Here is a 20,290-nt window from a genome sequence, read left to right as displayed (position 1 = left end):
CAGAAGAACAGAACAGGAGCCACTGGGTGACGAGTACGGACGTGCGCAAGGATGCAGAGGACTCGGGACCCAGCGGCTACGCGGCGGCCCGGCTGCGCCTCCTCACTGAGGGGGCGCGGTCCGGGCCGCCGCGCCGTGCAGCCCTCGCCGAACTGACCGACGACTGGCTTTCGGGCCTGTTCAACGCGGCGGGGGAGGTGCGCGGCGTCTCCCTGATCGCCGTCGGCGGCTACGGCCGCGGCGAACTGTCCCCACGCAGCGACCTGGACCTGGTCCTGCTGCACGACGGCAGCGACTCCGCCGCGGTCGCCGCCCTGGCCGACCGCATCTGGTACCCGGTCTGGGACCTCGGCCTGGCCCTCGACCACTCGGTGCGTACGCCGGCCGAGGCCCGCAAGACCGCCGGCGAGGATTTGAAGGTGCAGTTGGGCCTGCTGGACGCCCGGCATCTCGCGGGCGACCTCGGCCTCACGGCCGGCCTGCGCACGGCGGTCCTCGCCGACTGGCGCAACCAGGCGCCGAAACGTCTCCCCGAGCTCCAGGAGCTGTGCGCCGAGCGCGCCGAGCGGCAGGGCGAGCTGCAGTACCTCCTGGAACCCGACCTCAAGGAGGCCCGCGGCGGCCTCCGCGACGCCACCGCGCTGCGCGCCGTCGCCGCCTCCTGGCTGGCCGACGCACCGCGTGAGGGCCTCGACGACGCCCGGCGCCGGCTGCTCGACGTCCGTGACGCCCTGCACCTGACGACGGGGCGGGCGACCGACCGGCTCGCGCTCCAGGAGCAGGACCAGGTCGCGGCCGAGCTCGGCCTGCTCGACGCCGACACGCTGCTGCGGCAGGTGTACGAGGCGGCGCGGGTCATCTCGTACGCCAGTGATGTCACCTGGCGCGAAGTGGGGCGGGTGCTCAGGTCGCGCGCCGTGCGGCCGCGTCTGCGCGCCATGCTCGGGGGCGGCAAGCCGGTCGCCGACCGTTCGCCGCTGGCCGAGGGGGTCGTGGAGCAGGACGGCGAGGTGGTGCTCGCCCGCGCCGCGCGCCCCGAACGCGACCCCGTGCTCCCGCTGCGTGCCGCGGCCGCCGCCGCACAGGCCGGCCTCCCGCTCTCCCTGCACGCCGTACGGCGCATGGCGGCAAGCGCGCGCCCTCTGCCCGCGCCCTGGCCCGCCGAGGCGCGCGAACAGCTCGTGACCCTGCTTGGCTCCGGCCGGCCCACCATCGACGTGTGGGAGGCACTGGAGGCGGAGGGCCTGATCACCCGCCTGCTGCCCGACTGGGAGCGGGTGCGCTGCCGCCCGCAACGCAACGCCGTGCACGTCTGGACCGTCGACCGGCACCTCATCGAGACCGCCGTCCGCGCCTCCGAGTTCACCCGCCGCGTCAGCCGCCCCGACCTTCTGCTGGTAGCCGCGCTGCTGCACGACATCGGCAAGGGCTGGCCCGGGGACCACTCGGTGGCCGGCGAGATCATCGCCAAGGACGTGGCCGCCCGAATCGGCTTCGACCGCGCGGACGTGACGGTGCTCGCCACACTGGTACGTCATCACCTGCTGCTCATCGACACCGCCACCCGGCGCGACCTGGAGGACCCGGCCACCGTGCGCTCGGTCGCCGACGCGGTCGGCTCGCAGAGCACGCTGGAACTGCTGCACGCGCTCACCGAGGCGGACGCGCTGGCCACCGGGCCGGCGGCCTGGTCGTCCTGGCGGGGCTCGCTTGTCGCCGACCTGGTCAAGCGGGTTCACGCGGTCCTGTCCGGGGACCTGCCGGACGAGCCCGAGTCCGCCGCGCCCACCGCCGAGCAGGAGCGGCTCGCGATCGAGTCGGTCGCCACCGGCGGCCCCGTGCTCGCCCTGCGGGCGCAGACCGAGCCGCCGCCGGCCGAGGAGCAGCCGGCCGGCGATCCCGAGCCGCTCGGCGTGGAGCTGCTCATCGCCGTACCGGACCAGTCCGGCGTGCTGCCCGCGGTGGCCGGCGTCCTCGCCATGCACCGCCTGACCGTCCGCACGGCCGAGCTGCGGGCCCTGGACCTGCCCGACGGCGTCGAGGGCTCCGTCCTGCTGCTGAACTGGCGGGTCGCCGCCGAGTACGGCTCCCTGCCGCAGGCCGCCCGGCTGCGCGCCGATCTCGTACGCGCACTCGACGGCTCCCTGGACATCACGGGACGCCTCGCCGAGCGCGACGCCGCCTACCCGCGTCGCCGGGGAGTCGTGGCGCCGCCGCCCCGGGTCACCGTCCACCCGGCCGCGTCCCGCCTCGCCACAGTCATCGAGGTCCGCGCCCAGGACGTACCCGGCCTGCTGCACCGCATCGGGCACGCGCTGGAGGAGGCGGGTGTGCGGATGCGCAGCGCACATGTCAGCACCCTGGGCGCCAACGCCGTGGACGCCTTCTACGTGACCGGCGCCGACGGCTCGCCCCTGCCCGACGACGAGGCCGTCTCCGTGGCGCGGAAACTGGAGGAGACCTTGCGGGGCTGAACGGCAGTGACCCGGTCTTGTGGAGCCGGGATACCCTGGAGGGCGATTCCGAAGCCAGCCACCGACAACCCCGAGGACCGCGAGCGCCGTGTTCGATACTCTCTCCGATCGCCTCTCAGCGACTTTCAAGAACCTGCGTGGCAAGGGACGGCTCTCCGAGGCGGACATCGACGCCACCGCGCGCGAGATCCGCATCGCGCTCCTCGAAGCGGATGTCGCCCTGCCGGTCGTGCGGACGTTCATCAAGAACGTCAAGGAGCGTGCCCTCGGCGCCGAGGTCTCCAAGGCGCTGAACCCGGCCCAGCAGGTTCTGAAGATCGTGAACGACGAGCTCGTCACGATCCTCGGCGGCGAGACCCGCCGCCTGCGCTTCGCCAAGCAGCCGCCGACCGTGATCATGCTGGCGGGCCTGCAGGGTGCCGGTAAGACCACCCTCGCGGGCAAGCTCGCCCGCTGGCTGAAGGAACAGGGCCACTCGCCGATCCTGGTCGCCGCCGACCTCCAGCGACCGAACGCCGTCAACCAGCTCAGCGTCGTCGCCGAGCGGGCCGGCGTGGCCGTCTACGCGCCCGAGCCGGGCAACGGCGTGGGCGACCCGGTCAAGGTCGCCAGGGACTCCATCGAGCACGCGAAGACCAAGGTCCACGACATCGTGATCGTGGACACCGCCGGCCGCCTCGGTATCGACGCCGAGATGATGCAGCAGGCCGCTGACATCCGGGACGCGGTCTCGCCGGACGAGATCCTCTTCGTCGTCGACGCCATGATCGGTCAGGACGCGGTCAACACCGCCGAGTCCTTCCGCGACGGCGTCGGCTTCGACGGCGTGGTGCTCTCCAAGCTCGACGGTGACGCCCGCGGTGGCGCGGCCCTGTCGATCGCCTCGGTGACCGGCAAGCCGATCATGTTCGCGTCGAACGGCGAGAAGCTCGAGGACTTCGACGCCTTCCACCCTGACCGGATGGCCTCCCGCATCCTCGACATGGGTGACCTGCTCACCCTGATCGAGCAGGCGGAGAAGACGTTCAGCCAGGAAGAGGCCCAGCAGATGGCCTCCAAGCTGGCGTCCAAGAAGGGCCAGGACTTCACCCTGGACGACTTCCTGGCCCAGATGGAGCAGGTCAGGAAGATGGGCAGCATCTCCAAGCTGCTCGGCATGCTTCCGGGCATGGGCCAGATCAAGGACCAGATCAACAACCTCGACGAGCGCGACGTCGACCGCACGGCCGCCATCATCAAGTCGATGACCCCGGCCGAGCGCCAGGAGCCGACGATCATCAACGGCTCGCGCCGCGCCCGTATCGCCAAGGGCTCCGGTGTCGACGTCAGCGCGGTGAAGGGCCTGGTCGAGCGGTTCTTCGAGGCCCGCAAGATGATGTCGCGCATGGCCCAGGGCGGCGGTATGCCGGGCATGCCGGGGGTTCCGGGCATGGGCGGCGGTCCCGGCCGCAGCAAGAAGCAGCCGAAGAAGGCCAAGGGCAAGCAGCGCTCCGGCAACCCGATGAAGCGCAAGCAGCAGGAGCAGGAGGAGGCCGCACGTCGCGCCGCCGCGGCCGAGGGCGGCAACGCGTTCGGTCTGCCCGGTCAGCAGGGCGGCCAGGACTTCGAGCTGCCGGACGAGTTCAAGAAGTTCATGGGCTGACAGCAATCTCCACGGTGTCGAGGGCGTCCTTCTTTCGAGGGGCGCCCTCGGGGCGTTCTGCGGGTGCCGGTGCATGATCCGTGTCGTAACGTCCCGGTATGACCAACCCTGTGCCGCCACGCAAGGCCCCTGACCAGCCCTGGCGCACCGAGGGCACCCCGGAGGAGCCGCCGAAACCCTCGCCGGGCGGGCGGAGGCCGCGCGGCGGCTGGTGGGGTCTGGCCGCCGCCGCGCTGGTCGTGTTCCTCGTCGCCAACCTTGTGCTGTCCTTCTTCAACGACGGCGACGAGCCGACGCTCTCGTACACGGAGTTCAGCAGGCAGGTCGACAACGGCAACGTCACCAAGATCTACGCCAAGGGCGACGCCATCCAGGGCCAGCTCAAGAAGAAGCAGGACAACCCCGAGGGCGACGGCACCTACACCAAGTTCAAGACAGAGCGGCCGACCTTCGCGGACGACCAGCTCTGGGAGGACCTGACCAAGAACAACGTCACCGTCACCGCGGAGCCGGTCGTCCAGCAGCGCAGCTTTCTGGCCAACCTGCTGATCTCGCTGGCCCCGATGCTCCTCCTCGTCGTCCTGTGGATCTTCATCGCGCGGCGGATGAGCGCGGGCATGGGCGGCGCGGGCGGCATGCTCGGCCGAAAGGCGCCGCCCCGGCCGGTGGAGCTGGAGTCGGGGCAGAAGCGCACGACGTTCGAGGACGTGGCGGGCATCGACGAGGTCGAGGGCGAGCTCAACGACGTCGTCGACTTCCTGAAGAACCCGGACGCCTACCGGAAGATGGGCGCCAAGATGCCGAGGGGCGTGCTGCTGGCCGGCCCGCCCGGCACCGGGAAGACCCTCCTCGCTCGTGCGGTGGCCGGCGAGGCCGGCGTGCCCTTCTTCTCCGCGTCCGCCTCCGAGTTCATCGAGATGATCGTGGGCGTGGGCGCCTCCCGCGTCCGCGAACTCTTCGCCGAGGCCCGCAAGGTGGCGCCGTCGATCATCTTCATCGACGAGATCGACACCATCGGCCGGGCCCGCGGCGGCGGCTCCGGCATGGGCGGCCACGACGAGCGCGAACAGACGCTGAACCAGATCCTGACCGAGATGGACGGCTTCTCCGGCGCGGAGGGCGTCATCGTCATCGCAGCGACCAACCGCGCCGACGTCCTCGACCCCGCCCTGACCCGCCCCGGCCGCTTCGACCGGGTGGTCATGGTCTCGCCCCCGGACCGCGGCGGCCGCGAGGCCATCCTGGAGATCCACACCCGCGAGATCCCGCTCGCCCAGGACGTCGACCTGGCCCAGATGGCCCGTACGACCCCGGGCATGACCGGCGCGGAACTGGCCAACCTGGCCAACGAGGCCGCCCTGCTGGCGGTCAAGCGCAAACAGGAACAGGTCACGCAGACCGACCTCTCGGAGGCCCTGGAGAAGGTGCAACTGGGCGCCGAACGCCCGCTGGTGATGCCCGAGGAGGAGCGGCACAGAACGGCGTACCACGAGAGCGGACACGCCCTGCTCGGCATGCTGCAGCCCGGCGCCGACCCGGTCCGCAAGATCACCATCGTGCCGCGCGGCAGAGCCCTCGGCGTGACGCTGTCGACGCCGGACGCGGACCGGTACGCGTACACCGAGGAGTACCTGCGCGGCCGCATCATCGGCGCGCTCGGCGGCATGGCCGCGGAGCACGTCGTCTACGGCGTCGTCACCACCGGCGCCGAGAACGACCTCGAACAGGTCACCAACATCGCCCGCGGCATGGTCGCCCGCTGGGGCATGAGCGAGCGCGTCGGCCGTCTGTCCGCCCTCCCGAACGACGCCCAGCAGGCCTACGGCCTCGCGGCCGCCCCGGGGACCCTCGACACGATCGAGCACGAGATGCGGCGGATCGTCGACGAGTGCTACGAGGAGGCCTGCCACAAACTCCGCGACCACCGCGGCCAGTTGGACGCCCTGGCCGAGGCGCTGCTGGCGAACGAGACGCTGGAGGAGACGGCCGCGTACCGGATCGCGGGAATCACGCGTCTACGGAAGGACCTCGACGCCTAGGGGACGCGCGCTATCAGGTACCGGAAGACGTTCGGCATCCACACCGTGCCGTCCCGGCGCTGATGCGGATGCAGGGCTTCCGTCAGCTCCTTGTCGACCTGCATCCGGTCCGTCGCGGAGATCGCCGCGTCGAAGAGCCCCGTCGACAGCAGTCCTCGTACGGCGCTGTCGACGCCCGCGTACCCGAAGGGGCAGGCGACCCGGCCGGAGCCGTCCGGCTTGAGGCCGGCCCGCTGGGCGACCTCCTCCAGGTCGTCCCTCAGGGCGAGACGCCAACTGCCCGTACCACGCAGCGGATCCGCCAGCTTGGTGGCCACCCGCAGCACGGACGACGTGGCACACCGCTCCGGCGGACCCCAGCCGGCCAGCACCACCGCCGCCCCCCGCCCGGCGAGCGGCACCGCCGAGGCGAGCAACTCCGCGAGCCCCTCCGAGTCACCCGCGAGACACCCGATGGGCTCGAAGGCGGTCACCAGGGTGTACGCGGGCGCCTCCGGCTCGGCCGCGTCCCCGGGCGACCCGTCGACGAGCCGGGTGTCGCCCCGCCCGCGCGTGCCCCACGCCGGCGGCCGCAGCCGCTCCCTCGCGAGGGCCAGCCGCTCGGAGGAGGCGTCGACACCGGTCACCGCGGCACCTCTGGAGGCCGCCATCAGCAGGGCGAGCCCCGAGCCGCAGCCAAGGCCCAACAGCCTTGTGGCCGGGCCCACTTCGAGTCGCTCGTAGACGGCCTCGTAGAGCGGTACCAGCATCCGCTCCTGGATCTCGGACCAGTCACGCGCGCGTGCACCGAGGTCCACACGGGGTGCTCCCCCCGTATAGGACAGGTGCTGCCGCACGAGCGTAGGTGTCATAGGTACGCGCCCCAATCCGCCGAGAGTTGCCTCTGTGCCCGATTCCGTAGCCCCCGTGACGTGCGCCGCACTCCCCCCGTATGCCAGATAACTCCGCACTCGACCCCGCGTCCAGGGGTTGTCGGGCCCGGTTTGTGCATTCGCTGTGCGAGTGGCGAGAATTCACATCCCGGCAATCTGGGCCCGTACCATCGCGCCATGGCTAAGGCACCCGTTCTCACGCCCCGCGCGGACGACTTCCCGCGCTGGTACCAGGATCTGATCAGCAAGGCCGAGCTGGCCGACAACGGGCCGGTGCGCGGCACCATGGTGATCCGACCGTACGGGTACGGGCTGTGGGAGCGGATGCAGGCCGAAATGGACGCCCGCATCAAGGAGACGGGTACCCAGAACGCGTACTTCCCACTGCTGATCCCGCAGTCGTACCTCGCGCGCGAGGCGGAACACGTCGAGGGGTTCGCGCCGGAGCTGGCCGTGGTCACGCACGGCGGGGGCAAGGAGCTGGAGGAGCCCGCGGTCGTCCGCCCCACCTCCGAGATGATCATCAACGACTACTTCTCGAAGTGGGTGCAGAGCTACCGCGACCTGCCCCTGCTGATCAACCAGTGGGCCAACGTGGTCCGTTGGGAGCTCAGGCCCCGCCTGTTCCTGCGCACGTCCGAGTTCCTGTGGCAGGAGGGCCACACCGCGCACGCCACCTTCGAGGACGCGCGCGACTTCGCCTCCCGCATCCACCGCAAGGTCTACGAGGACTTCATGGCGAACGTCCTCGCGATGGACGTCGTCCCCGGCCGCAAGACCGTCAAGGAGCGCTTCGCCGGCGCGATCAACACCCTCACGCTCGAAGGCATGATGGGCGACGGCAAGGCCCTCCAGATGGCCACCAGCCACGAACTCGGCCAGAACTTCGCCAAGGCCTTCAACACCTCGTACCTGTCGAAGGACGGCACGCAGGAACTGGTCTGGCAGACCTCCTGGGGCTCGACCACGCGCATGATCGGCGCCCTGGTGATGATGCACGGCGACGACAACGGCCTCCGGGTCCCGCCGCGCCTCGCGCAGATCCAGGCCGTCGTCCTCGCCATCAAGGGCGACGAGGCGGTTCTGGCCAAGGTCCGCGAGCTCGGCGACCGGCTGAAGGCGGCGGGAGTCCGCGTCCAGGTCGACGACCGGGTGGACACCCCCTTCGGCCGCCGCGCCGTCGACTGGGAACTGAAAGGTGTGCCCGTACGGATCGAGATCGGGCCCCGCGACCTGGAGAACGGCACCGCGATGCTGGCCCGCCGCATCCCGGGAGGCAAGGAGCCGGTGGCCCTGGACTCCCTCGTCGGCATCCTCCCCGCCATCCTCGAAGAGGACCAGGCGCTGCTCCTGAAGCAGTCCCGCGAGCGCCGCGAGTCCCGTACGTCCGAGGTGTCGACGATCGAGGAGGCCGTCGAGGCGGCCGTCGCCGGCGGCTGGGCGCGCATCCCCTGGGCGACCCTCGGGGAAGAGGGCGAGGCCAAGCTGGCCGAGCACTCGGTGACCGTACGGTGTCTGGTCGCCGAGGACGGGTCGGTGCCGGAGGACGGCGACGCACCGGGTAACGTCGCGATCGTCGCGCGCGCTTACTGAGGAGCGCCCTTCCGGCGCGAGAGCGGCCGAAACGCCTCTTGCGCAACTGCGGAACACTCGTTCCCCGGCGCATGGACATCGTCTACGCGCCGGGGCGTACGTCAGACTACGCACCAGCTTGTGACGAGCTGTGAGGCTTATCCGCAGATCAGCGCACCCGCCCTCGTCAGGACGCATCAGCGGCAACTGACGGGTACGTGCAAATTATTTGGGATGCCCCGGAATCGGAACACAGCGGCACTCTGGCTCGTTGTCATTACGTGAGCACGACACAGACACCACCTGTTCTCGCCGCAGAGCTGGCAGAGGCGTGGGCCGACATTCAGCGGTACCACCCCGAGCTGCCCGATCTTGCCGCGCCAGAGTCCCTGATCGGGGAGTCGTCGTCCGCGTGCGGTCACGAGCTCTCCTTCGAGCGACTGCTTCACGAGGCAGTCCATGGCATCGCCGCCGCGCGCGGCATCCGCGACACGTCCCGTGCAGGCCGCTACCACAACCGCAGATTCCTCGCGATCGCCGAGGAGATGGGCCTGGACCACCCCGAGGAGCCGCACCCCAGCAGCGGCTTCTCCCTGGTCACGCTCACCCCCGAGGCGAAGCGCCGCTACCGCCCGACCATCGAGCGCATCCAGCGCGCGCTCAAGGCCCACTCGGTGGCGACCGCCGCCGACACGTCCAGCACCTTCCGGGGCCCGGCCGCCCGCCACGGCTCCTCCGGTGGCGGTGTCCGCGTCAAAGCGGTCTGCGACTGCGGGCGCAACGTCCGGGTCGTCCCGTCGGTACTGGCCCAGGCGCCGATCGTGTGCGGCGGGTGCGGGAAGCCGTTCCGGATCCCGGAGATCGTGGGCGCGGCGGCGAGCTGACCGCATCACCGGCATCTCGTGGGTGCCGGACGCGCGGACGGCAAGGGCGCGGGGCGCCGTGGCAGCCGTAAGGCAGCGGCACCCCGCGGCGCCGGGCGCCTGTCAGGCATGCCTCGGGGCACCCACGGTCGGGCTCGGCCCGCAGAGTGTGGCAGAATGGCCAGCTGTACTCGACAGCCGCACAGGAACCCTCTCGCCTCCGGCTGACGCGTCCATCGGGCACTCGGGTACCGCAACCCCACGCGGCCATCTCGCCGTGCCCAACCACGTCAAATCCAGGAGAACCCACTCCCGTGGCAGTCAAGATCAAGTTGAAGCGTCTGGGCAAGATCCGTTCGCCTCACTACCGCATCGTCGTCGCCGACTCCCGTACCCGTCGTGACGGCCGTGCGATCGAGGAGATCGGCCTGTACCACCCGGTGCAGAACCCCTCGCGCATGGAGGTCGACGCCGACCGCGTCGCCTACTGGCTCTCCGTCGGCGCTCAGCCGACCGAGCCCGTGCTCGCCATCCTGAAGAAGACCGGCGACTGGCAGAAGTTCAAGGGCGAGCCCGCCCCGGCTCCGCTGCTCCAGCCCGCCGAGAAGGCCGCTCGTCCGCTGTTCGAGGCTCTCGGCGGCGAAGACGAGGGCAAGGGTGAGGCCATCACCCAGAAGAAGAAGGCTGAGAAGAAGGACGACGCCCCGGCCGAGTCCGCGTCGACCGAGGCCTGAGCATGCTCGAGGAGGCTCTCGAGCACCTCGTGAAGGGCATCGTCGACAACCCTGACGATGTGCAGGTCGCCTCGCGCGACCTGCGTCGCGGGCGGGTGCTGGAGGTCCGGGTCCACCCCGACGACCTCGGCAAGGTGATCGGTCGCAACGGCCGCACCGCACGCGCCCTGCGCACCGTCGTAGGCGCCATCGGCGGCCGTGGTGTCCGCGTCGACCTCGTCGACGTCGACCACGTCCGCTGACGCCAAACGCAGCACCGGCTCGGGCCGGGGAGGGCCTCTGGGTCGTCCCCGGCCCGACGTCGTGTGTCCGACGTCGAACGGCCCGTCGTATGACAGGAGAGCAAGCACAGTGCAGCTGGTAGTCGCACGGATCGGCCGCGCCCACGGCATCAAGGGCGAGGTCACCGTCGAGGTACGTACCGACGAGCCGGAGCTCAGGCTCGCCCCCGGCGCAGTCCTGGCCACCGACCCGGCCGCCACCGGTCCACTGACCATCGAGACGGGCCGCGTCCACAGCGGGCGCCTCCTGCTGCGCTTCGAGGGCGTGCGCGACCGCACCGCCGCCGAGGCGCTGCGCAACACCCTCCTGATCGCCGATGTCGATCCGGAGGAGCTGCCGGAGGACGAGGACGAGTACTACGACCACCAGCTCATGGACCTCGACGTCGTCACCAAGGACGGCGTCGAAGTGGGCCGGATCACCGAGATCTCGCACCTGCCCTCCCAGGACCTCTTCATCGTCGAGCGGGCCGACGGGAGCGAGGTGATGATCCCCTTCGTCGAGGAGATCGTCACCGAGATCGACCTCGAGGAGCAGCGGGCCGTCATCGATCCGCCGCCGGGCCTGATCGACGACAACGCGGAGATCGCGTCCGCCAGGGACTCCGCCGGCGATGCCTCCGGCGACGCCTCCGAGGAAGAGGCGTAATGCGGCTCGACGTCGTCACGATCTTTCCCGAGTACCTCGAACCCCTGAACGTCTCCCTCGTCGGCAAGGCACGCGCGCGTGGACAGCTGAACGTGAGCGTGCACGACCTGCGGTCCTGGACGTACGACCGCCACAACACGGTCGACGACACCCCGTACGGCGGCGGTCCCGGCATGGTCATGAAGACCGAACCCTGGGGCGAGGCGCTCGACGAGGTCCTCGCGGACGGCTACGAGACGGGCTCCCACGCGCCCGCGCTGATCGTCCCCACGCCCAGCGGCCGCCCCTTCACCCAGGAACTCGCCGTCGAGCTCTCCGAGCGCCCCTGGCTGGTCTTCACGCCCGCCCGTTACGAGGGCATCGACCGCCGTGTCATCGACGAGTACGCGACCCGGATGCCGGTCTACGAGGTCTCCATCGGCGACTACGTCCTCGCCGGCGGCGAGGCGGCCGTCCTCGTCGTCACCGAGGCCGTCGCCCGGCTGCTGCCCGGAGTTCTGGGCAACGCCGAGTCGCACCAGGACGACTCCTTCGCGCCCGGGGCCATGGCCAACCTCCTGGAAGGCCCCGTCTACACCAAGCCGCCCCAGTGGCGTGACCGCGGCATCCCGCAGGTGCTGCTCAGCGGCCACCACGGCAAGATCGCCCGCTGGCGCCGTGACGAGGCCCTGAAGCGCACGGCGGCCAACCGGCCCGACCTCATCGAGCGTTGCGAGCCCAAGGTCTTCGACAAGAAGGACCGCGAGATGCTCTCCATCCTGGGCTGGGCGCCGGATCCGGCGGGGGAGCCGTACGGACGATTTTGGCGCAGGCCAGAGGGCGTGGAAGAATAGGCCGCTGTTGTGCGTCGTCCGGCGTGCGCCCCTGCCACAGGGGGACACGACGCCCGCCCCGATCCGCACAACTCCACCCGAAGAACCTAGTTTCCGTTGATGACCTGTGGCATCAACGAGGAAAGCAGACGAAATGTCTCACCTGCTCGACTCCGTCGACTCCGCGTCGCTGCGCACCGACGTCCCGGCCTTCCGCCCGGGTGACACCGTCAACGTCCACGTCCGCGTCATCGAGGGCAACCGCTCCCGTGTGCAGCAGTTCAAGGGCGTAGTCATCCGCCGCCAGGGCTCCGGCGTCCGCGAGACCTTCTCGGTCCGCAAGGTCTCCTTCTCCGTCGGCGTCGAGCGCACCTTCCCGGTGCACACCCCGATCGTCGAGAAGATCGAGCTCGTCACCCGCGGTGACGTGCGTCGCGCCAAGCTGTACTACCTGCGCGAGCTGCGCGGCAAGGCCGCGAAGATCAAGGAGAAGCGCGACAACTGATCGCGCGCGGGGTCCCACAGCGGGGCCGGATAGCATCTGGCCCCGATGGACACCGAAGCACAGCCGACGGAGCGCGACCGCTCCTCCCGCCCTTCCGATGCCGAGGAGATCTCGGACACAGGAGGGCCGGAGGGCCGGTCGCGTTTCGCGTTGGTGTCGCGGGCCGCCGAATGGCTACCCGGCGGGCGGATCACCCTGACCCTGCTGCTCTGCCTGATGTTCCTGCTGCTGCTCAGCACCTTCGTGGTGCAGCCCTTCCAGATTCCCAGCGGATCCATGGAAAGGGGATTGAGGATCGGGGACCGCGTTCTCGTAAATAAGTTGGCGTACCGTTTCGGTTCCGAACCGCAACGCGGCGATGTCGTCGTGTTCGACGGAACGGGGTATTTCGGGGACGGGGACTACGTCAAGCGCGTTGTGGGGGTAGGGGGAGACCACGTGGTCTGCTGCGACAGGGAGGGGAGGATCGAGGTGAACGGCCGGTCGGTCGACGAGTCGACGTTCCTGTACCCCGGCGACAGCCCCTCCTCGGTGCCCTTCGACGTCGAGGTGCCCGCCGGCACCCTGTTCGTCCTCGGTGACCACCGCAGCGACTCCAGCGACTCCCGCGACCACCTCGGCTCACCCGGCGGTGGCATGATCCCCGTCGACGGGGTCGTCGGACGGGCCGACTGGATCCTCTGGCCCGCCGGCCACTTCACCCGCCTGCACCGCCCCGGTGCCTACGCGCGCGTGCCCGGCCCGGAGCCGAGCGAGCCGAGCCCGGCGGACGGCGCCCATGGGTAACCGCGGCAAACCGCGCGGTGCGCCCGACAGCGCGGCCGACAACCTGCTGCCCACCGGCTCCCGACGCTCCTCCGGCCCGACCGGTGGCCGCACCCGCGCCGAGCGGCGAAAACTCCAGCGCAAGGTCAAGCGGCGCCGTCGGCGCGGCGCGGTCAAGGAGATACCTCTCCTCGTCGGCGTCGCCGTCCTCATCGCCCTCGTCCTGAAGACCTTCCTCGTCCAGGCGTTCGTGATCCCGTCCGGCTCCATGGAGCAGACGATCCAGATCGGCGACCGGGTCCTGGTCGACAAGTTCACCCCGTGGTTCGGGTCCAAGCCCGAGCGCGGGGACGTCGTCGTCTTCAAGGATCCCGGCGGCTGGCTCAAGGACGAGCAGACCACCACGAAGAAGGACGACCCCATCGTCGTCAAGCAGGTCAAGGAGGGGCTCACCTTCATCGGCCTGCTGCCGTCCGACGACGAGAAGGACCTCATCAAGCGGGTCGTCGGCGTCGGCGGCGACCGCGTCAAGTGCTGTGACACGCAAGGGCGGGTCACCGTCAACGGCGTTCCGCTGAACGAGGAATACCTGTATCCCGGAAACGCCCCGTCCACGACACAGTTCGACATCACCGTCTCGCAGGGACGGCTGTGGGTGATGGGTGACCACCGGGCCAACTCCGCGGACTCCCGAGCGCACCAGGACACCGACTACGGCGGCACGGTCTCCGAGGACTCGGTGGTGGGACGGGCCAGGGTCATCGCCTGGCCCTTCGGCCACTGGACCACGCTCGAGGAACCGAAAACCTATGCATCCGTGTCCGACTCGGGGTCCGGGGCGACCGCGGCTCCCCAGCTGTCGCTTAGGGTTGCTTCCGACGATCCGAACGCATCGATCCAACTCCCGAGCCCTGCGGAACTCCCGCTCGTTATGGGAGTGGTGGGCCTGCGCCGAATGTGGGGCAGGCAGCGGCACAGAGTAAGGAGTTGGCGTGGGGGATGTGGCGGTTGGCGCACGGTCCGGACACGACGGCGAGGAGCACCGCGGGCGCCCCGCGGAATCAGCCGTCCCGGCCGCGGACAGCGCCGTGACCTCCGGGAATGACTCCGGGGCGGCCGAGGACGACACGGGGAGCGACGAGACCGGAACGGACGATCAGGGACGGGGCGGCTCGTCCGCCAAGGCGAGGAAGCCGCGCTCCTTCTGGAAGGAGCTGCCGATCCTGATCGGCATCGCGCTCGTGCTCGCGCTGCTGATCAAGACCTTCCTGGTGCAGGCCTTCTCGATCCCGTCCGACTCGATGCAGAACACCCTCCAGGAGGGTGACCGCGTCCTGGTCGACAAGCTCACCCCCTGGTTCGGTTCCGAACCCGAGCGCGGTGAGGTCGTCGTCTTCCACGACCCGGACAACTGGCTGGCGGGCGAGCCGACGACCAACCCCAACGCCGTGCAGACGTTCCTCAGCTGGATCGGCCTGATGCCCTCCCCGTCGGAGAAGGACCTGATCAAGCGGGTCGTCGGCGTCGGCGGCGACACCGTCTCGTGCAGCGGCACCGGCCCGCTGAAGGTCAACGGCAAGGCGCTGAACGAGTCGGCGTACGTCTACCCCGGCAACACCCCGTGCAGCCAGGACGACCAGGGCGGCCAGTTCACGGTGAAGGTTCCCGAGGGCTCCATCTGGGTCATGGGCGACCACCGGCAGAACTCGCGCGACTCGCGCTACAACCAGAACGACAAGTACCACGGCATGGTTCCGGTGGACGAGGTCGTCGGCCGCGCCATCGTGAAGGCCTGGCCGATCAACCGCTGGGGCACCCTGCCGGTCCCGGACACCTTCGACCAGTCCGGTCTGAACACCCAGTCGGCGGCGTCCGCGGCCCTGACGGTCGCGCCGAACGCGTTCGCCTTCGTCGGCGTGGTGCCGGTGGCGCTGTGGCGCCGTCGGAAGATCGCCGTGGCCGAGACCCGCTGAGGTCAAGGCTCGACAAAAGCCTCGTACAGCTTGTGACCTTGGTCGGGGCCGAAGGGCTGACCGGGTCAGGTACCGCCGGGTAGGGTGCGGACCCATGGGTGGCGAGAGCACGACGCGTACGGCCCCGCGCAGCGGCGGCACAGACACGGGCCCGGTGGGCAGCCGGACCGGACAGAGACTGTCCGGACTGGCCGTCGCACTGGGCCTCGTGCTGTTCCTCGGGGGCTTCGCCTGGGCAGCGGTGGCCTACCGCCCGTACACCGTGCCCACCGGCTCGATGACGCCGACGATCGACGCCGGCGACCGGGTCCTGGCCCAGCGCATCGACGGCGGGGAGATACGCCGTGGCGACGTCGTCGTCTTCACGGACACGAGCTGGGTGACCAATGCCCCCGTGGTCAAGCGGGTGGTCGCGGTCGGCGGCGACACCGTGGCGTGCTGCACCGAGGGCAAGCTGACCGTCAACGGCAAGCAGATCGACGAACCGTATCTGCCCGAGGGGAGCGCGGCCGAGATCACGGGCTTCGAGACCGTGAAGGTTCCCGAGGGACGGCTGTTCCTGCTGGGCGACGAGCGGGCGGGTTCCCTGGACTCCACGGCCCACCTCAGCGACGCGGCCCGTGGCACGGTGGCGAAGAGCGCCGTGACCGCCCGGGTGGACGCCGTTGTCTGGCCCATGAACGGCATGCTGGAGCGGCCGACCGGCTTCGAGACGCTGGGCGCGCTGTCCTCACCGGGCCCGATCCGGACGATCGTCGCGCTGATCGTCGCCGGGGGCGTGCTCGTCCTCGGCGGTGGCGCGTACGGTCCGGTCGCCAAGCTGCTCGGTGGCCGCTCCCGGACGCGGACGGAGCCGGCCGGTGCCCGCTGAGGCGACGGACACGGGCAGCGACTCGTACGAGGGCGGTCTGCGCAAAGTGGCCCGGGTCGTCCTGCTCGACCCCGAGGACCGCATCCTTCTCCTGCACGGTCACGAGCCGGACGATCCGGCCGACGACTGGTGGTTCACGCCCGGCGGCGGCCTGGAGGGCGACGAGAGTCGTGAGGAGGCCGCGCTCAGGGAACTCGCCGAGGAGACCGGCATCACCGAGGTCGAGCTCGGCCCGGTCCTGTGGCGACGGATGTGCTCCTTCCCGTTCGCGGGTCGCCGCTGGGACCAGGACGAGTGGTACTACCTGGCCCGTACGACCCAGACGGCCACCGAGGCCAGGGGGCTGACCGAGCTGGAACGGCGCAGTGTCGCCGGAGCGCGCTGGTGGACGTGTCGGGAACTGAGCCAGGCACATGAGACGGTGTATCCGACCAGACTCGCCGAGCTGCTGAGCAGGCTGCTTGACGAAGGTCCCCCGGCCGGGCCCGTGACCCTGGACACCGAAATCGTCTAGGGGCTCGCGGGGCTGGCGCACAATGGTGGGATCGCACGGCTGAAGGGGAACATGCCATGAGCGCCGAGGACCTCGAGAAGTACGAGACCGAGATGGAGCTCAAGCTCTACCGGGAGTACCGCGATGTCGTCGGTCTGTTCAAATACGTGATCGAGACCGAGCGGCGCTTCTATCTGACCAACGACTACGAGATGCAGGTGCACTCGGTCCAGGGTGAGGTCTTCTTCGAGGTTTCCATGGCGGATGCCTGGGTGTGGGACATGTACCGGCCGGCTCGGTTCGTGAAGCAGGTGCGGGTGCTCACGTTCAAGGACGTGAACATCGAAGAGCTGAACAAGAGTGATCTGGAGATGCCGGGCGGCTGAGGTCGGCTGAGGCCGGCCCGCTGAGGTTCCCCGCTGCGGTTCCCCCGCCTGGGTGACGGGGTTTTCCACAACCGCCGAGTTGTCCACCAAGATCCACTTCTTGGGGGCGGTTGCGTGACGGTTGGCGCCGGAGGTGGTGCCGACATGAACACACACCAGGCACGCAGTGCACTCGGCAAGTACGGCGAGACGCTGGCCGCGCGGCGGTTGGCGGAGGCCGGGATGACGGTCCTGGAACGCAACTGGCGCTGCGGCAGGACCGGTGAGATCGACATCGTGGCGCGGGACGGCGACGTCCTGGTCGTCTGCGAGGTCAAGACGCGGCGGGCCGGGCTCTTCGAGCATCCGATGGCCGCGGTGACCCCCGACAAGGCTCAGCGCCTGCGAGGCCTCGCCGAACGCTGGATCCACGCACACGGAGGGGCGCCGCCGGGAGGCGTCCGCATCGACCTGGTGGGGGTCGTCCTGCCCAGCCGAGGCGCACCGGTGGTCGAGCATGTGCGGGGGGTGGCCTGAGATGGGCTTCGCACGTACGTGTTCGGTGGCGCTGGTCGGCGTCGAGGGCGTGGTGGTCGAGGTCCAGGCCGACCTGGAGCCGGGGGTAGCGGCGTTCACCCTGGTGGGACTGCCGGACAAGAGCCTGACGGAGAGCCGGGACCGGGTGCGGGCCGCGGTGGTGAACTCGGGCGCCTCGTGGCCCCAGAAGAAGCTGACGGTCGGCCTGAGTCCGGCGTCCGTCCCGAAGAGCGGCAGCGGATTCGACCTGGCCATCGCCGCCGCGGTGCTGGGGGCGGCCGAGCGGATCGATCCGCGGGTGCTCGCCGACATCGTGATGATCGGAGAAGTGGGACTCGACGGCCGGGTGCGGCCGGTGCGGGGCATCCTCCCGGCGGTACTGGCCGCGGCGGACGCCGGTTATGAGCAGGTGGTGGTGCCGGAATGCGCCGCCGCCGAGGCATCCCTGGTGCCCGGTGTGTCCGTGCTGGGAGTGCGCAGTCTGCGGCAGCTGATCGCGGTCCTCGCGGACGAGCCGGTGCCGGAGGAGGAGCCGGACGACGTGGGCCGTCCCGACCCGCTCCTCGCCGGCCTGCGGGTGCCGGGCACCGGCGCGGCCACGGGAATGCACAGCCCGGGTGGTGCGCAGCTCGACCTCGACCACGACCTGGCCGACGTCGTGGGCCAGACGTCTGCGCGTACGGCCGTGGAGGTCGCCGCGGCGGGCGGACATCACCTGTTCCTGGAGGGCCCGCCCGGCGCCGGGAAGACGATGCTCGCGGAGCGGCTGCCCGCCATCCTGCCGCGCCTCGGCCGAGAGGACTCGCTGGAGGTCACGGCGGTGCACTCGGTGGCGGGCCTGCTGCCCCCGGGCAAACCCCTGATCGCCGTCGCCCCCTACTGCGCCCCGCACCACTCGGCGACGATGCAGGCGCTGGTCGGTGGGGGCCCCGGCATCGCCCGGCCCGGCGCGGTGTCCCTCTCGCACCGGGGTGTTCTCTTCCTGGACGAAACCCCCGAATTCAGCAGTCGGGCCTTGGACGCCCTCCGGCAGCCCCTGGAGGCGGGCCATGTCGTGATCGCCCGCAGTGCGGGCGTGGTGCGCTTCCCGGCGAAGTTCCTGATGGTGCTGGCGGCCAACCCCTGCCCCTGCGGCCGCTTCTCCCAGACGGACGACCTGTGCGAGTGCCCGCCCTCCTTCATCCGGCGTTACCAGGCCAGGCTGTCCGGCCCTCTGCTCGACCGGGTCGACCTGCGGGTCGAGGTGGACCGGGTCACGCGTGCCCAGCTGACGGAGCGCGGCGCCCGGGGTGATTCCACGGCCACGGTGGCCGGCCGGGTCCGGGAGGCCAGGGAGCGAGCGCTGGCCCGCCTTGCCGGTACCCCCTGGCGCACCAACAGCGAGGTTCCCGGACGCGAGCTGCGCAGCCGCTGGCATGCCGTGGCCGGTGCCATGGACGACGCGGAGCGCAACCTGGAGCGGGGCGTGCTGACCGCTCGCGGGATCGACAGGGTGCTGCGGGTGGCCTGGACCGTCGCGGACCTCGTCGGTCACGACCGTCCCGACGCGACGGACGTCGCCCTGGCGCTCCAACTGCGCACCGGAGTGCCACGGGGCGTCCCCATGGCCATCGGAGCGCTGACGTGAGCATCGGCGACGGTCCGGACGGCGAGCTGCTCGGACGGGTCTTCCTCACGCGGGTCATCGAGCCCGGCGACGAGGTCGCCGGGCGGTGGGTGCGGGAGTACGGCGTGCGGGAGGTGGCCCGACGGTTGCGGGACGGCGAGGTGCCGTTGCCGGGGGTGAGCGACAAGCGGTGGGCCGGTCTGGTCGGCCGGGTCGAGGGGGTCGAGCCCTGGCGGGACCTCGCCGTCGCGCGGGACGCCGGCGTGCGTTTCGTCGGTCCGGGCGACGGCGAGTGGCCGGGACAGCTCGACGACCTGGGGGACGCCCGCCCGCTGGGGCTGTGGGTGCGGGGAAAGCCCAGTCTGCGGATGTGGGCGCTCCGCTCGGTGGCCATCGTGGGCGCCCGCGCCTGCACCGAGTACGGCGCCCACATGGCGGGCACCCTCGCCGCGGACCTCGCCGAACGCGGCTGGGTCGTGGTGTCCGGCGGTGCCTACGGGGTCGACGGCGCCGCCCACCGCGGTGCCCTCGGCGCGGGCGGCGCCACCGTGGCCGTACTGGCCTGCGGAGTGGACCGGCCCTACCCGCGCGGACACACCCAGTTGATCACCAGGATCGCGGAACAGGGCCTGGTGATCGGGGAGTTGCCGCCCGGCGACCACCCGAGCCCGAGCAGATTCGTGCTGCGGAACCGGGTGATCGCCGCGCTCACCCGAGGCACCGTCGTCGTCGAGGCCGCCCATCGCAGCGGGTCGCTGGTCACGGCACGTGCGGCACAGCGTCTGGGCCGCCACACCATGGGTGTGCCGGGACCTGCCACCAGCGGCCTGTCCGCCGGTGTGCATGAGTTGCTGCGGGGAGAGGCGGTACTGGTCACCGACGCCGCGGAGGTCGTCGAACTGGTCGGTGACATGGGAGAGCTGGCCCCGGACCGGCGCGGGCCCGTGCTGCCGCGTGATCTCCTCGACGTGGCGGCACGGCGGGTCATTGCCGCACTGCCCGGTCACCGCGCGGCGACGCCGGACGAGGTCGCGCGCGGCGCGCAGACGACCCGGGACGACGCGGTCGCGAGACTGTACGAACTCCGAGCACTTGGTTACGTCGAACGACACGGCGACGGCTGGAAGTTGACACGCCAGGCAATGATCTCCGTGGACGGTGACGGACGCGGGTGTTGACCGAGCGTGTTCGGCCGTCCGGGGGAACCCTGATGCGCTTGGAAATCACCGCAGTTGGC

20 protein-coding genes are annotated in these 20,290 nt (G+C 70.7%); 19 read left to right on the top strand and 1 reads right to left on the bottom strand.

Translation table 11 applies throughout. The annotated features are described in order from the left end of the window. Positions 1–26: 26 nt before the first annotated feature. The 3 genes from ACFWWR_RS08375 to ftsH all read left to right on the top strand — a co-directional run bounded on the left by ACFWWR_RS08375 (position 27) and on the right by ftsH (position 6,155). Entirely contained in the window at positions 27–2,474 is a 2,448-nt protein-coding gene (locus tag ACFWWR_RS08375; protein WP_383861187.1) for a [protein-PII] uridylyltransferase, read from the top strand. 88 nt (positions 2,475–2,562) lie between these two features. Next, positions 2,563–4,116: a signal recognition particle protein gene (gene ffh / locus ACFWWR_RS08370; RefSeq protein ID WP_383861189.1), complete on the top strand. Its 1,554-nt coding sequence runs from the start codon at positions 2,563–2,565 to the stop codon at positions 4,114–4,116. 98 nt (positions 4,117–4,214) lie between these two features. After that, positions 4,215–6,155 carry an ATP-dependent zinc metalloprotease FtsH gene (gene ftsH, locus ACFWWR_RS08365; RefSeq protein ID WP_384302579.1) on the top strand — a complete coding sequence of 647 codons (1,941 nt, stop codon included), beginning with the start codon at positions 4,215–4,217 and terminating at the stop codon, positions 6,153–6,155. Here ftsH and ACFWWR_RS08360 read toward each other — a convergent pair. Beyond that, the gene (locus tag ACFWWR_RS08360) at positions 6,152–7,006 is read right to left on the bottom strand and encodes a methyltransferase domain-containing protein (protein WP_384302577.1); all 855 of its coding nucleotides are present in this window, start codon (positions 7,004–7,006) and stop codon (positions 6,152–6,154) included. The two genes, ftsH and ACFWWR_RS08360, sit on opposite strands and share 4 nt — an antisense overlap. Positions 7,007–7,204: 198 nt before the next feature. Here ACFWWR_RS08360 and proS point away from each other — a divergent pair, with 198 nt between their 5' ends. The 16 genes from proS to dprA all read left to right on the top strand — a co-directional run bounded on the left by proS (position 7,205) and on the right by dprA (position 20,231). Then, positions 7,205–8,620, top strand: a complete 1,416-nt coding sequence (gene proS, locus ACFWWR_RS08355; protein ID WP_383861197.1) for a proline--tRNA ligase — start codon at positions 7,205–7,207, stop codon at positions 8,618–8,620. A 260-nt stretch (positions 8,621–8,880) separates the two neighbouring features. Beyond that, positions 8,881–9,483 carry a hypothetical protein gene (locus tag ACFWWR_RS08350; protein WP_383861200.1) on the top strand — a complete coding sequence of 201 codons (603 nt, stop codon included), beginning with the start codon at positions 8,881–8,883 and terminating at the stop codon, positions 9,481–9,483. Positions 9,484–9,776: 293 nt separating this feature from the next. Beyond that, on the top strand, positions 9,777–10,196 hold the full coding sequence (gene rpsP / locus ACFWWR_RS08345; protein ID WP_217234666.1) for a 30S ribosomal protein S16: 420 nt from the start codon (positions 9,777–9,779) through the stop codon (positions 10,194–10,196). 2 nt (positions 10,197–10,198) lie between these two features. Continuing rightward, complete coding sequence (locus tag ACFWWR_RS08340) at positions 10,199–10,438, top strand: RNA-binding protein (protein ID WP_005479813.1); 240 nt, start codon at positions 10,199–10,201, stop codon at positions 10,436–10,438. A 109-nt stretch (positions 10,439–10,547) separates the two neighbouring features. Further along, entirely contained in the window at positions 10,548–11,126 is a 579-nt protein-coding gene (rimM, locus tag ACFWWR_RS08335) for a ribosome maturation factor RimM (protein WP_383861205.1), read from the top strand. Continuing rightward, positions 11,126–11,959: a tRNA (guanosine(37)-N1)-methyltransferase TrmD gene (gene trmD, locus ACFWWR_RS08330; protein WP_383861208.1), complete on the top strand. Its 834-nt coding sequence runs from the start codon at positions 11,126–11,128 to the stop codon at positions 11,957–11,959. The genes rimM and trmD overlap by 1 nt, the downstream gene beginning before the upstream one ends. A gap of 133 nt (positions 11,960–12,092) precedes the next feature. Continuing rightward, positions 12,093–12,443, top strand: coding sequence for a 50S ribosomal protein L19 (gene rplS, locus ACFWWR_RS08325; RefSeq protein WP_383861211.1), 351 nt, complete (start codon positions 12,093–12,095; stop codon positions 12,441–12,443). Positions 12,444–12,488: 45 nt separating this feature from the next. Next, the gene (gene lepB, locus ACFWWR_RS08320) at positions 12,489–13,229 is read left to right on the top strand and encodes a signal peptidase I (RefSeq protein WP_383861213.1); all 741 of its coding nucleotides are present in this window, start codon (positions 12,489–12,491) and stop codon (positions 13,227–13,229) included. Next, positions 13,222–14,313 (top strand): signal peptidase I, encoded by a 1,092-nt coding sequence (gene lepB, locus ACFWWR_RS08315; RefSeq protein WP_384302575.1) that lies wholly within the window; start codon positions 13,222–13,224, stop codon positions 14,311–14,313. Before lepB (ACFWWR_RS08320) ends, lepB (ACFWWR_RS08315) begins: the two co-directional genes overlap by 8 nt. Next, entirely contained in the window at positions 14,201–15,181 is a 981-nt protein-coding gene (gene lepB, locus ACFWWR_RS08310) for a signal peptidase I (protein ID WP_383861219.1), read from the top strand. Before lepB (ACFWWR_RS08315) ends, lepB (ACFWWR_RS08310) begins: the two co-directional genes overlap by 113 nt. Before the next feature lie 94 nt (positions 15,182–15,275). Further along, positions 15,276–16,052: a signal peptidase I gene (gene lepB, locus ACFWWR_RS08305; RefSeq protein ID WP_383861221.1), complete on the top strand. Its 777-nt coding sequence runs from the start codon at positions 15,276–15,278 to the stop codon at positions 16,050–16,052. Continuing rightward, positions 16,042–16,566, top strand: coding sequence for an NUDIX hydrolase (locus ACFWWR_RS08300; RefSeq protein ID WP_383861224.1), 525 nt, complete (start codon positions 16,042–16,044; stop codon positions 16,564–16,566). Before lepB (ACFWWR_RS08305) ends, ACFWWR_RS08300 begins: the two co-directional genes overlap by 11 nt. Before the next feature lie 56 nt (positions 16,567–16,622). Continuing rightward, positions 16,623–16,931: a DUF2469 domain-containing protein gene (locus ACFWWR_RS08295; protein ID WP_123991871.1), complete on the top strand. Its 309-nt coding sequence runs from the start codon at positions 16,623–16,625 to the stop codon at positions 16,929–16,931. Positions 16,932–17,075: 144 nt separating this feature from the next. Then, positions 17,076–17,447, top strand: a complete 372-nt coding sequence (locus ACFWWR_RS08290; RefSeq protein ID WP_383861228.1) for a YraN family protein — start codon at positions 17,076–17,078, stop codon at positions 17,445–17,447. A gap of 1 nt (position 17,448) precedes the next feature. Then, complete coding sequence (locus ACFWWR_RS08285; protein WP_383861231.1) at positions 17,449–19,074, top strand: YifB family Mg chelatase-like AAA ATPase; 1,626 nt, start codon at positions 17,449–17,451, stop codon at positions 19,072–19,074. Next, positions 19,071–20,231, top strand: coding sequence for a DNA-processing protein DprA (gene dprA / locus ACFWWR_RS08280; protein ID WP_384302573.1), 1,161 nt, complete (start codon positions 19,071–19,073; stop codon positions 20,229–20,231). Before ACFWWR_RS08285 ends, dprA begins: the two co-directional genes overlap by 4 nt. Positions 20,232–20,290 lie beyond the last annotated feature (59 nt).

This window comes from Streptomyces sp. NPDC058678, assembly GCF_042714835.1.
GTDB lineage: Bacteria > Actinomycetota > Actinomycetes > Streptomycetales > Streptomycetaceae > Streptomyces.
Note: the sequence above shows the minus strand (reverse complement) of the source record. Positions and strands in the feature narration are given on the sequence as shown.